The sequence below is a fragment of the uncultured Agrobacterium sp. genome (assembly GCF_913777885.1).
Lineage (GTDB): Bacteria > Pseudomonadota > Alphaproteobacteria > Rhizobiales > Rhizobiaceae > Agrobacterium.
In genome coordinates this window covers 84,550-96,516 of record NZ_CAJYTV010000022.1, presented here as the reverse complement: position 1 = coordinate 96,516, position 11,967 = coordinate 84,550, and the positions used below count along the sequence as shown (strand labels likewise).

The 11,967-nt window shown below is 56.1% G+C and carries 12 protein-coding genes and 1 tRNA gene; 6 read left to right on the top strand and 7 right to left on the bottom strand.

The annotated features are described in order from the left end of the window. Positions 1-2: 2 nt before the first annotated feature. A tRNA-Gly gene (locus QZ869_RS20185) sits at positions 3-74 on the bottom strand. A 254-nt stretch (positions 75-328) separates the two neighbouring features. Here QZ869_RS20185 and QZ869_RS20180 point away from each other — a divergent pair. The 6 genes from QZ869_RS20180 to QZ869_RS20155 all read left to right on the top strand — a co-directional run bounded on the left by QZ869_RS20180 (position 329) and on the right by QZ869_RS20155 (position 6,146). After that, positions 329-841 (top strand): prolyl-tRNA synthetase associated domain-containing protein, encoded by a 513-nt coding sequence (locus tag QZ869_RS20180; RefSeq protein ID WP_296021505.1) that lies wholly within the window; start codon positions 329-331, stop codon positions 839-841. A 55-nt stretch (positions 842-896) separates the two neighbouring features. Next, positions 897-1,865 carry a thioredoxin gene (trxA, locus tag QZ869_RS20175; protein WP_296106907.1) on the top strand — a complete coding sequence of 323 codons (969 nt, stop codon included), beginning with the start codon at positions 897-899 and terminating at the stop codon, positions 1,863-1,865. Between the two features lie 74 nt (positions 1,866-1,939). Beyond that, entirely contained in the window at positions 1,940-2,611 is a 672-nt protein-coding gene (locus tag QZ869_RS20170; RefSeq protein WP_296099738.1) for an LON peptidase substrate-binding domain-containing protein, read from the top strand. Positions 2,612-2,620: 9 nt separating this feature from the next. Then, positions 2,621-2,809 carry a Trm112 family protein gene (locus QZ869_RS20165; protein ID WP_296021511.1) on the top strand — a complete coding sequence of 63 codons (189 nt, stop codon included), beginning with the start codon at positions 2,621-2,623 and terminating at the stop codon, positions 2,807-2,809. Between the two features lie 408 nt (positions 2,810-3,217). After that, positions 3,218-3,394, top strand: coding sequence for a hypothetical protein (locus QZ869_RS20160; protein ID WP_296106905.1), 177 nt, complete (start codon positions 3,218-3,220; stop codon positions 3,392-3,394). 244 nt (positions 3,395-3,638) lie between these two features. Continuing rightward, positions 3,639-6,146 (top strand): methyl-accepting chemotaxis protein, encoded by a 2,508-nt coding sequence (locus tag QZ869_RS20155; protein ID WP_296106903.1) that lies wholly within the window; start codon positions 3,639-3,641, stop codon positions 6,144-6,146. Between the two features lie 34 nt (positions 6,147-6,180). On the opposite strand, the gene QZ869_RS20150 is transcribed toward QZ869_RS20155, so the two are convergent. From QZ869_RS20150 to QZ869_RS20125, 6 genes are all read right to left on the bottom strand, one after another. Beyond that, the gene (locus QZ869_RS20150; RefSeq protein WP_296106916.1) at positions 6,181-6,708 is read right to left on the bottom strand and encodes a GNAT family N-acetyltransferase; all 528 of its coding nucleotides are present in this window, start codon (positions 6,706-6,708) and stop codon (positions 6,181-6,183) included. 11 nt (positions 6,709-6,719) lie between these two features. Beyond that, positions 6,720-7,301: an XRE family transcriptional regulator gene (locus QZ869_RS20145; protein WP_296106901.1), complete on the bottom strand. Its 582-nt coding sequence runs from the start codon at positions 7,299-7,301 to the stop codon at positions 6,720-6,722. Positions 7,302-7,387: 86 nt separating this feature from the next. Next, positions 7,388-8,491: a sn-glycerol-3-phosphate import ATP-binding protein UgpC gene (locus tag QZ869_RS20140; protein WP_296106898.1), complete on the bottom strand. Its 1,104-nt coding sequence runs from the start codon at positions 8,489-8,491 to the stop codon at positions 7,388-7,390. A 12-nt stretch (positions 8,492-8,503) separates the two neighbouring features. Continuing rightward, on the bottom strand, positions 8,504-9,346 hold the full coding sequence (gene ugpE / locus QZ869_RS20135; protein ID WP_296021520.1) for a sn-glycerol-3-phosphate ABC transporter permease UgpE: 843 nt from the start codon (positions 9,344-9,346) through the stop codon (positions 8,504-8,506). Positions 9,347-9,357: 11 nt separating this feature from the next. After that, positions 9,358-10,278, bottom strand: coding sequence for an ABC transporter permease subunit (locus QZ869_RS20130; protein ID WP_296106914.1), 921 nt, complete (start codon positions 10,276-10,278; stop codon positions 9,358-9,360). Positions 10,279-10,566: 288 nt separating this feature from the next. Then, positions 10,567-11,865 carry an extracellular solute-binding protein gene (locus QZ869_RS20125; RefSeq protein ID WP_296021522.1) on the bottom strand — a complete coding sequence of 433 codons (1,299 nt, stop codon included), beginning with the start codon at positions 11,863-11,865 and terminating at the stop codon, positions 10,567-10,569. Between the last annotated feature and the right edge of the window lie 102 nt (positions 11,866-11,967).

Genomic DNA, 11,967 nt, shown 5'->3' with positions numbered 1-11,967 from the left:
GGAGCGGGCGAAGGGATTTGAACCCTCGACCCCAACCTTGGCAAGGTTGTGCTCTACCCCTGAGCTACACCCGCTCAAATATCCGACGGTTCGGGGTAGATCGCTGAACCGCGGGCGCCGTCTTGCGGCGACGGGCGCTATATCGCTCAACAAATTTTCAAATGCAACAGGGAAATGACAAAAACCGGCACGAATTTTCTCGAAATGCTGCAAGCATCGGTAAAAGCTCGTCTTTTCGGTGCTTTGTAGCGCAGTGGATTGCAAAAGAGCACCGGCGGGCCTATGCATTTTCGTCAAGAGCAGGAAAAACCAACAGAGGCACTGAGTGATGGTTGCAGAGAATTCTCCAAAGACGGCGCAGGATCTTTTCAGCTTTCTCGATGGCCTTGGCATTAAACATAGCACCACGCAGCATGCGCCGGTCTTCACCGTCGCTGAATCGGAGTCGCTGCGCGATCTTATTCCAGGCGGCCATACCAAGAACCTCTTCGTCAAAGACAAGAAGGATCAGTATTTCGTGCTCACCGTCGAAGAGAACGCGGCGGTAGACCTCAAAACTGTTCACAAGACTATCGGGGCAGCAAGCAAGGTCTCCTTCGGCAAGCCGGAAAAGATGCTGGAGTATCTCGGCGTCATTCCAGGTTCGGTTACCGTGTTCGGCGCCATCAACGACACCGGGCAGCAGGTGACCTTCGTGCTCGACAGCGAATTGATGAAGCATGACCTTATCAACGGTCACCCACTCAGCAACGATGCAACGACGACCATTGGTCGCGACGATCTTGTGCGCTTTCTGGAGGCGACCAGGCACACGCCGCTGATCTTGAAAGTCACGGAATAAACCACGATCTGTGCGGTATGATCGCACCGGAACGAGATGATATTGGAGACGAGATATGAGCGGAACGGATAACCCTTACGGAGCCTCTCTTGGAGGACATATGACCGCTTCGGCAAATTTCGGCGGTGGCTCATCCGGCTCTCAAGGCTCCCATGTCAAAGATACGACGACGGCGAATTTCTCCAAAGATGTGATGGACGAATCGCGACGGCAGCCAGTCCTGGTGGATTTCTGGGCGCCGTGGTGCGGACCGTGCAAGCAATTGACCCCCGTGCTTGAAAAAGTGGTCAATGAGGCTGGTGGGCGCGTCAAGCTGGTGAAGCTCAACATAGACGACCATCCGACCATTCCAGGTCAATTGGGCATTCAGTCGATTCCAGCCATTGTCGCCTTCGTCGATGGAAGACCCGTCGATGGCTTCATGGGTGCAGTGCCTGAAAGCCAGATCCTGCAATTCATCGAGAAGCTCGCAGGCCCTGCGGGTGAGGATCAGAAGGCCGAGATCGAAGCAGCGCTCGCAGAGGCGAGGGAATTGCTGGAAGCCCAGGATTACCAGAATGCGGCGCAGTTGTTCGGCGCCGTGATGCAGGCCGACCCCGAGAACGCCGCCGCTGTCGCAGGCATTGCCGAATGCATGATCGCCGTCGGTCAGTACGAGCGCGCGGGCGAACTTTTGTCCTCGTTACCGGAAGAACTCGCCAAGGATGCTGCGGTGCAGGCTGCTTCGAAAAAGCTGGCGCAGTTCGACGAAGCTCGCAAACTTGGTGATCCCAACGCTTTGCAACAGGCACTCCAGCTGAACCCGGATGACCATGCATCGCGATTGAAGCTTGCCAAGATTTTGAATGCCCAGGGTAAGCGTGAAGAGGCCGTCGAGGAACTGCTGACCATTATGCGCAAGGATCGTACATTTGAGGACGATGCGGCACGCAAGCAGCTTGTCGAATTTTTCGAGATCTGGGGGTTCAAGGACCCGGCGAGCATTTCCGGCCGCAGGAAACTGTCCTCGATACTCTTTTCCTAACCACGTCTTGCGCTTTAACCAACCGCTCCTCATCTACAGGGGAGCGGGAACGATAAGACATAAGGAAGCCTCCGATGCATGTCGGAAATGCGAGATATCTGAAAGCCAGCGACCTACCTGATACTATTCCTGTTTTTCCCCTGTCCGGTGTTCTGTTATTGCCGGAAGGACATCTGCCGCTGAACATTTTCGAGCCGCGCTATCTGGCGATGTTCGACGCTGCCATTGCGAGCCATAGGCTGATCGGAATGGTTCAACCAGCCCTTCAGTCGCAGGACCCGGGAGCAGACGGCAGCGCATTGAGCCCCATCGGCTGTATCGGGCGCATCACCTCCTTCTCCGAAACCGGCGACGGGCGCTATATCGTTTCGCTTACCGGCGTCTGCCGCTTCAGGCTTATTGATGAGGTGGATAAGGGTTTGCCCTACCGTGTTTTCAAGCAGGCTCCCTTCATTGCAGACCTGTCCGGTGAGGATGGCGAGGGAGACATCGATCGCGCCAATCTCTTACGTGTCTTCCGCAATTTTCTGGAATCGAACCAATTGGAAGCGGATTGGGACAGTGTCGAACGCGCCGGAAATCAGGTGCTGGTCAACTCCCTTTCGATGATGTCTCCATTTGGACCGGCGGAAAAGCAAGCGCTGCTCGAAGCGCCCGATCTTAAATCGCGCGCAGATGCGCTGATCGCAATTATGGAAATCGTTCTCGCTCAAGGCGGCATGGACGGCGGGACCGTTTTGCAATGAGCCCTGCGCATGGATGAGAAGCTGAGTAAGGTCGATCCGAAACTCCTTGATCTGCTGGTCTGCCCGCTCACCAAAGGCAGACTGGCCTATGACCGCGAGCACCACGAACTGATCTCCGAAAGCGCCAAGCTTGCATACCCAATTCGCGACGGCGTGCCGATCATGTTGATTTCAGAAGCCCGCAAGATCGAGGACTGACGCTTCCTGCCCGCAGGCGCGGCGTCAGATGACTCATGTCGTCGTTCTCCTTGTTTTAACGGCTTATACGCATGGCTCCTTCCTGCACTATTTCGGTTTCGGATATCCCGCCAGACACGTGAACGAATAGCGGCTAAGAGGCTGTTTTGGCAGGCGTTTTCATTAGAGGCCACATTCCGAGTGCCCTGCTCTGAGGCCTTTTCGTCTTTTCCGTATTGAATAGTCGCGGCCTGGCGGAGGCGAAGATCGCGGCAGGCGACAGCGACTGAGCTGGCGCGAGCGGCAAAGCGATAGACGAGCCGCGGCAGATTATCGGACTTCATCGGGATGTGGCGGAAGGAACTCTCATATTCCCCACGCGTTCGATCGAGGACACATGGCGCTGCCCAAAGATGAGGAGCCTCTAAAATGGACGACAAAAAAGCACGCGAGACAATTGAAGAAAAAGACACACCGAGCGAAAAGAACAATGATCTCCCGACCGCGGGTCCACACGCCAAAAAGCACCTGACGGATAAAAGCAAGACACCGGGCGCGGGGTCTTTGCCGGAAGAAGACGATAGCGTCGATCCCGGTTCCGGTTGACCGCGCCTCTACCTAAAAAAGAGTGCATCAAGCAGAAGTGCTCTTTTTTCCCAATCACTACACCGCAATAGTCCGACCTCGTATCGGGCATCATTCTGACGACTAGCAGCTCACGACTCATGCATGAGTGGTGAGAAATATGTCGCTTTATTTAACCTTTTTTCAGAACTTGCTTGCAAAAGTCGTAACTGAGGAAAACCGAAGTGAAACAAATACATAATTCGAGAAAAGGTTTCATAAACACATGTTCATCGATAGAGTTCTGGCGCGATTCAAAATCCAGACTAAAGTTATCGTCTTCATCGCGCCGTTTATTCTAAGTATTCTCGCAGTCGGTCTTTCAGGTCTTTACACATCCAAGCTGCTTCAAGGGCGCATGGATATCTCAAATACGACCCTGCAATCCTTGACGGGTTTCAAGAACGTTTATGAAAGCATGACCTCTTTTCTTCACAACACAACGGAAGAAACGCGGAAAGGGCTTCACCGCCAAGTTGATGAACAGATTGCCTTTCTCAAAATGACCGGTGATGGCAACGATCCGGCCATCCTCGATGCAATTAGCAGAACCTCTTTTGTCGGTGTCCAGGTGGACGAACTCTGGACCTTTCACCAGAAGGAAGAGGCGCTCCGATCGCAAATGAACGCCGATATGGCAGCCGTAACGAAGGAGCTTTCCGGGCTTCTGGCCAATGCGACCAATATGCGCAGCACACTGGAAACGGACGAAACCAAAGCGAAAAACATGTTGCGAGAGGCGGACAAGCTCGTTCGCGGCGCGACTTTCATTGCCGCGATGGTCACCGAGTTCAACAAGCGGACCGTACCGGAGGAAAAGATTGCCGTCATACGCGACGCAATCGACCAGCTGGAAGCGACGGCAAAGGCCCTGTCCACAATCGCGGTCGCAGATCAGAAGCTCGTCATCGATCAGATCGCCGACAATGTGAAACAGATCCGCCAGCAAGTGGATATCGGTGTCGTGAATGACGCGACGCTTGGAACGATCGATCAGGCCATCAACATGATGCGCCCCTCAACGATCCGTCTCCAGGGCTTTGCAACCGTCAAGTCTCGTCAGGCAACCGAAATGTTCGGCCAGTTGGATGGCAAGATGGAAGCTGCCGCCAAATTTCTGGATGCAGCGCGCCAGATCGGCGAAGACGCGAAGAACATGCAGCTTGATGTGGCAGGCTTTACCGCAGCGCCCACAAAGGATGGGTTGGAACGGGTCCGCGATATGGCGTTTCGCCTCAGCGTGTCCGCGGGTACCATGATTTCTGATATGACTATGTCGGAAAGCTCACGCAAAAGCGCGACACTGATCGACACGCTCTCAGGACAGCTCGACAAAAATGCCGGCGAGCTGTTGACCATGGTCGACAAGCGCAAAGCTGCTTTTGCCAAGGCAAGCGGTGAGATTGGCCATATCTGGCAACAACTGACTGGATTTGCCGAGTCCCAGCGTCTAGCCGCTGACACCGAGCGCAACAAGGCAAATGGCATTTCGATCTCGGCCATGGTGACTGGCATTCTGGTTGCCATTTTCGCAGGCATCGGTCTGGTGCTGACTTTCAAGGGGCCGATCCTGACTATTGTCAGCGCCATGAAGCGTCTTGCCACCGGCGACGTGAATGTCGCTGTCAACGGCAATAATCGCCATGACGAAATCGGCGAGATGGCTCGCGCCCTGGAAGTCTTCAAGGAAAATGCGACGCAACGTATGCGGCTTGAAGCCCAGACAGAAGAACAACGAGCTGCTGCAGAGGCGGAGCGGCAGATGAACGATGCCGAGCGTAAAGAGCTCGACCGTCAGATCCAGGTCGCGGTGTCTGCACTCGCAGAGGGACTAAAGCGGCTTTCGGGTGGCGACATCTCCACCATGATCGACACGCCCTTTTCCGGCCATCTGGAGCAATTGCGTCTCGACTTCAACCAGTCCATGCAAAGGCTGCGCCAGACCATTGGCGGCATCCAGGACAATGTCGGAACCATCCAGATCAACGTACAGCAGATGTCGGCCTCAACGCTCGACCTTTCTAGGCGTACCGAACGCCAGGCCGCCTCGCTAGAAGAAACCGCTGCAGCAGTGGATGAGCTCAACTCCAATATGCGTAACGCGGTGGAACGCGCCCGCCAGGCAAACGGTATCGTGGACGACACCCGCCGCCATACGGATGATTCTCTGACAATCGTCCAAAGTGCGGTGGCCGCGATGGAGCGGATCGAGGCAGCGTCGCAGACGATCGGCAACATCATCGAGGTCATCGATTCCATCTCCTTCCAGACCAATCTGCTGGCGCTGAATGCAGGCGTGGAAGCCGCGCGCGCCGGAGAGGCCGGTAAGGGCTTTGCCGTCGTGGCACATGAGGTGCGTGAACTGGCGCAACGCTCGGCCTCTGCTGCGAAAGAAATTCGCCAGCTAGTGGCCGTTTCGACGCAGGAAGTCTCGGCGGGCTCGAACCTTGTCAATCAGACGGGTGAAGCCCTGGCAAAAATCGGCGTCCGGATTTCGGAAGTCGCCGATCAGATGCATCAGATCACCCAGTCCACTCAGGACCAGGCCGTGGTGCTCCAGCAAATCAACGGCTCTGTTGGAGAGGTGGATGTCCTCACCCAGCAGAATGCGGCCATGGTGGAAGAAACGAGCGCCGCGACGCAGCAACTCAATACCGAGACTGACCAGTTGCTGCAATTGCTGCAGCAGTTCCGCCTGACGAAGGACAGTGCTGCAACCCGTTACGCAGCCTGATTCCAACAGGGCAGGCCTTCTACAACAGGTCCGGTCATTCGGCCGGACCTATGCGTTTGTAGAAGAAGGTTGTGTCGCAGTAACGCCCATCGGGGAAGAGTGCGAAATCGGGGATGCCGCCGGCGCGTTGCCAGCCGAAGCGCGGATAGATGGCTTCGGCCTCGCTGCCTGTTGCCGTATCCAGCACGAGAAGCGTCCGACCAAGGCCTGCCGCCTCCGCTTCCGCATGCGCCATCAATTGGCGTGACAGACCAAGACCACGGGCTGTTCGATGGATCAGCAGCTTCATCACGTCACCCCGGTGAGGCTGGTTGGGCTTGGTGGCAAGACCCACCTGAACCGTGCCAACCACTTTCCCACCGCGTTCTGCCACCGCATGGAGTGTCGTGCCACGGCCCACCGCTTCTGCAACATCCTGCCAGAAGCTGCACGCGTCGTCCGGCTCGAATGGCAGCATGAAGCCGACAGAGGCTCCGCCATTGACGCAGTCCGACAGGACTTCGCAAAGATCCGGCAGGGCATCGAGTGTCTCCTGGCGGTCTAAAAGCCGGATGTTTATAATATTCTCTTCCATCATATGCGCTTTCTCTGGTCCAGCACGACGGCATAGCGAGCGGGACTATCGGACGGATTGTGAAAAATGTGGCCCTCCCCAACGGGCATGAAGAGGCAGTCACCCGGCTCTAGCCGGTAGGTCTGATCTCCAAGCGTCATGTGGAGTGCGCCCTCGAACAGCCAGACATATTGGGTCATACCCTTGCTGGCCGGGTGGGGTGGGAAGCTGACGCGCGCGGATGCGGGCAACGAAACTTCGACGATATCGACATCCGAGCCAGTACGGGGCGGCGAGATGGCGCGGCGGACATAACCGGTTTCCGGATCTTTCCACGTCGGCTGATCGCTTCTTTTTACCAGCGGTGATGGCGGCGCCTCGCCTTCGGCGAAAAACTGCGACAGAGACAGGCCGAGTGCGGCGCAGATGCGCGCAAGCAATGATGCCGTAGGGCTCGCCTCGCCTCTTTCGATGCGGGATATCATGGCGCGGCTCACGCCGGACGCCGTCGCAAGTCCATCGAGCGTCAGTCCACTTTGCTCTCGCAGAAGCTTGAGCCTTGCGGCAATAACCGGTTCAAGCGGGTCACGTTCATTTTCCATGATAAGAGAATATTCGATCTTATAATGGAGTCAATGGACAAAAAGGAAGCCGGGACGTGTCGCGCGCTCCGACTTCCTTACGTTGATCAGACGCCTGCCCGTTCGACTTGCGGCTGCGCACTCTGCTCATCGAGCCTGACATCGATTCGCTTTCCCGTCTCGTTGTCGAAGAAATGCAGCCTTCCGGGATTGATGGTGAGCGCGAAGATTTCCGGAAGCTGCAGTTCGGCGGAAAGCGCCACCGTGAGCGGCTGATCGCCAACTACGCCATGCACCAGACGCTGCGAGCCGAGTTCCTCGACATAATCGAGACGGAACGGCAAGGCTGGCTCATCACCATTTGCGATGTGCAAATCTTCCGCCCGAATTCCGACCGTCACCGGGCCGGAGGTCGGCGCAACACCATTCAATGACAAGACAGCAGGACCGATCGCCAGACGATCACCATGCAGTTCGCCAGACAGGAGGTTCATGGCTGGCGAGCCAATGAAGCTTGCGACAAAGGTGGAGGCAGGCGTGTGGTAGACATCGAGCGGCGCGCCGATCTGTTCGATGCGTCCCGCATTCAGAACCACGAGACGATCCGCCAGCGTCATGGCTTCCAACTGGTCATGCGTGACATAGATGGAGGTGGTGCCAAGGCGGCGTTGCAGCCGCTTGATCTCGCCGCGCATCGAGACGCGCAGCTTGGCATCGAGGTTCGAGAGCGGTTCATCGAAGAGAAAGGCCGCAGGCTTGCGCACAATGGCACGACCCATGGCAACACGTTGACGCTGCCCGCCGGAGAGAGCCCGCGGTTTGCGCTCCAGATAAGGCTCCAGTTGCAGCATCCGCGCTGCTTCCGCCACGCGAGCATCGATCTCCGCCTTCGGCGTCTTCCGGTTCTTCAGACCGTATTCGAGATTTTCGCGCACCGACATATGCGGGTAGAGCGCGTAGTTCTGGAACACCATGGCGATGTCACGATCGGCAGGCTCCACATCGTTGACGACACGGCTTCCGATGCTAACCGTCCCCTCGGAGATTTCTTCCAAGCCCGCTACCATGCGCAGAAGTGTGGATTTGCCACAGCCGGACGGGCCGACCAGCACAATGAACTCCCCATCCTTGATTGCGATATCCACATCGTGGACGGCGCGCATGCCGTTTGAATAATCCTTGCAGACCTGACGGATGTCGATCTCGGCCATTGTCGGTATCCTTTATTTGTCGCTTTCGGTGAGGCCCTTGATGAACCAGCTCTGGAAGATGACGACGATCATCACCGGAGGCAGCATGGCGAGAACTGCGAGCGCGAAAGCCTCGTTGTAATCGGGAATTTGCGAACCGACCCAGACTTGCAGGATCGACTTGATGCCACGCATCAGCGTGAAGAACCTCTCATCATTGGTCATCAGCATGGGCCAGAGATACTGGTTCCAGCCATAAACGAACATGATGATGAAGATGGCCGCCACCATCGTGCGCGACAGAGGGATCAACACGTCGATGAAGAACTTGATCGGCCCGGCACCATCGATGCGGGCAGCCTCCAGCAACTCGTCGGGCACCGACTTGAAGAACTGGCGGAAGTAGAAAGTACCGGTGGCAGAGGCCAGAAGAGGCACGATCAGGCCAGTGTAGGAATTGAGCAGCCCCAGTTTGCTCATCACCTCGTAGGACGGCATAATGCGGACCTCGAGCGGCAAGAGCAGCGTGGTGAAGATGATCCAGAAGGCGAGCGTTGCAAAGCGGAAGCGGAAGTAGACGATAGCATAGGCCGCCATCATCGACAGAACGATCTTGCCGACTGCAAAGCCTATACCGAGGATCAACGAGTTCATCACCATGTTGAACCCGGTCACCTGGCCGGTGAAGCCGCCTTTCTGTGTCAGCACCTTTTCATAAGTACCGACGAAATTATCGCCAGGCGTTAGCGCCAATCCGTTCATGTGGATTTCGGCTGCGGTATGGGTGGATGTCATGAAGGCAACGATGACCGGCAGAACCAGAAACAGCGAGCCGAGGATCAGCACCAGATGGTCGAGAGGCTTGGTCTTATACATGGGTCAACACCTCAACCGTAATGAATGCGTTTTTCGAGGAAGCGGAATTGCAGGACGGTCAGAACGAAAACGACGACCATCAGGATAACGGACTGCGCAGATGATCCGCCGATATCGTTGCCGCGGAAACCATCGAGAAACACCTTGTAGACAAGGGTGATCGGGTTATTGGCCGCCTTGTCCTTCACCATCACGTCGATCACGCCGAAGGTGTCGAACAGGGCATAGGTGACGTTGATGATCAGCAGGAAGAAGGCCGTGGGCGCAAGAAGAGGCATGATCACGGTCCAGAAGCGGCGAAAGCCGGAGCGGCAATCGAGATAGGCCGCTTCGCGCACGGAGACTGGAACACTCTGGAGACCAGACAGAAAGAAGATGAAGTTATACGGGATCTGCTTCCACACGGAGACGAACACCATAGCGAAGGCCGTGTCGAAATAGTTGACGCCCACCTGCATGTGCCAGCCGAAGAAGGATGCAATTTTGACGAAGGGGCCGATATGCTGATCGAAGAACATCATGCCGATCAGGCCCGCGACCGGAGGCGCGATGGCGTATACCGAAATCAGCAGCGTCTTGTAGGCCGACGCCCCGCGGATCACCGTATCCGCCTTGACCGCGAGCAACAGTCCAATGGCGAGTGAGAACACAGTGACGAGTATGGTAAAGATGCCGGTGAATTTGGCGATGTTCAGATACTCCGCGCTGAACAGCGCGTCGGAGTAGTTCGAAAGCCCGACGAATGTCGATCCGAAACCGAACGGGTCCTCGATGTAAAAAGAGGACTGCACCGCCTGCGCGGACGGCCAATAGAAGAAAACGAAAATGACCAGGAGTTGCGGCGCCAAAAAGAGGTAAGGCAGTAGCGACGAGGAAAACTGGACGCGCTTGGCCGTCTCGGTCGCTACGACCGGCTTTTTTGCTTTTGCAATAGGACCGGGGAGCGCCTGTGTAGCGCTCGGTTGGATGGGAGCGTAGGTCACGTTCGCAAACCTTCTTTGGTTATGGCCGGACTTCAACAAACAGGTCGGCCCGCGAATTTGGCAAAAAGCGCTGTAGTCTCGGGTTTCTGTCACCTCCATCCCACCCGCGATAACGAGTGTGCCGGTCGGTGCTCGGGTCAGGTCCCCGAATAACTGAGGTTTTGACGCTTTCTAAAACACTGGAACGGGCCTCTCCTCGCGATGAGGAAAGGCCCATCCAGCGCATGGCTTGAGTGATCAGCCAGCAGTTTTGGCGAAACGGGCCAGAAGGTCGTTGCCTTCCTTCTCAATGATGTTGAAGGCGTCCTTCACGGAAACTTCGCCGGAGAAGATACGGCCATATTCACGTTCCATGATGGCGCGGATCTGCGGGTAAAAGCCGAGGCGATAACCCTTGGACCACTCGCCGCCTGGAAGCGACAGCTGCTTGATGCCGACTTCGGCAACAGGCTGCTTCTCGTAATAGCCTTCCTTCTTTGCCAGCTCATAAGCTGCCTTGGTGATGGCCACGTAGCCGGTTGCTTCATGGTAGAACTTCTGAATTTCAGGCGAAGTCAGGAACTGGAAGAAGTCGGCCACGCACTTATTTTCAGCTTCAGGCTTACCGGACATGGCAAACAGGGCTGCGCCGCCGATGAAGGAGTTGGTGCCAGCGCCCTTGATTGCGCCCCAGTAGGGCAAGAACGTTGCCGAGAAAGGCATCTGCGCCGTCTTCTGCAGACCGCCAAAGGAACCGGACGAACCGATCCAGAGAGCGACCTTGTTTTCTTCGAACGGCTTCTGGTTGTCGTTCCAGCCGGCACCGTAATAAGCGAAGTAACCCTGATCCTTCCAGGACTTCAGCTTTTCGAACATCATGATCAGGTTCGGGTCGGTGACCTTGAGCTTGGTATCGACGACGCTGTCATAGCCATTGTTGTTGGTGGCGAACTGTATGTTGTTGCGCGAGAAGAAGTTTTCGGTGAACTCCCAGGTCAGCTGCGACTGGACGAGCGGGATGAAGCCGGCTTCCTTGAGCTTTGGCGCGATCGCTTCGAACTCCTCCCAGGTCTTTGGCGCTTCGACACCGGCCTTCTTCAGGGCGTCGGTGTTGATGTACATGATCGGAGCGGAAGAGTTGAACGGCATGCCGACGAACTTTCCGTCGGTTGCTGCATAGAAATAGCGAACGCCAGGGATGAAGGCTTCGCGATCAAACGTGTAGCCTGCCTTGGTGATGATGTCTTCCGCCGGGACTACAGCGCCCTTGGCGTTGATGATGGTTGCAGCACCGGCATCGAAAACCTGAAGAATGTTCGGCTGTTCGCCGGAGCGGAAGGCAGCGATACCGCTGGCCAGCGCTTCTTCGTAAGATCCTTTGGAAACGGGCGTCAACGAGCAGGCGCTCTGTGCGGCATTGAACTTCTGCGCGACCTCATTGATGACTTCGCCATTACGGCCGCCCATGCCATGCCAGAAGGTGATGTTGGTTGCCGCCATGGAAGACGTTGCGGAAACGCTGAAGGCCATAACGGCCATTGAAATTTTCTTGATCATCTTTTCGATCCTCTACCGCCCTTGCTGGGTGAGGATGCGAATAGGGGCCTTCCATGACGCGAATTTTACAGTTTCATTTCAGATTTGTTACGAAAAGCCGAT

What these genes read in the sequence shown, in the direction of transcription:
- QZ869_RS20180 (WP_296021505.1), top strand. Translation starts at nt 329, where the DNA reads ATGGTTGCAGAGAATTCTCCAAAGACGGCGCAGGATCTTTTCAGCTTT.
- QZ869_RS20140 (WP_296106898.1), bottom strand. Translation starts at nt 8,491, where the DNA reads ATGGCCGAGATCGACATCCGTCAGGTCTGCAAGGATTATTCAAACGGC.
- QZ869_RS20125 (WP_296021522.1), bottom strand. Translation starts at nt 11,865, where the DNA reads ATGATCAAGAAAATTTCAATGGCCGTTATGGCCTTCAGCGTTTCCGCA.
- QZ869_RS20160 (WP_296106905.1), top strand. Translation starts at nt 3,218, where the DNA reads ATGGACGACAAAAAAGCACGCGAGACAATTGAAGAAAAAGACACACCG.
- QZ869_RS20145 (WP_296106901.1), bottom strand. Translation starts at nt 7,301, where the DNA reads ATGGAAAATGAACGTGACCCGCTTGAACCGGTTATTGCCGCAAGGCTC.
- QZ869_RS20165 (WP_296021511.1), top strand. Translation starts at nt 2,621, where the DNA reads ATGGATGAGAAGCTGAGTAAGGTCGATCCGAAACTCCTTGATCTGCTG.
- QZ869_RS20170 (WP_296099738.1), top strand. Translation starts at nt 1,940, where the DNA reads ATGCATGTCGGAAATGCGAGATATCTGAAAGCCAGCGACCTACCTGAT.
- trxA (WP_296106907.1), top strand. Translation starts at nt 897, where the DNA reads ATGAGCGGAACGGATAACCCTTACGGAGCCTCTCTTGGAGGACATATG.
- QZ869_RS20155 (WP_296106903.1), top strand. Translation starts at nt 3,639, where the DNA reads ATGTTCATCGATAGAGTTCTGGCGCGATTCAAAATCCAGACTAAAGTT.
- ugpE (WP_296021520.1), bottom strand. Translation starts at nt 9,346, where the DNA reads ATGTATAAGACCAAGCCTCTCGACCATCTGGTGCTGATCCTCGGCTCG.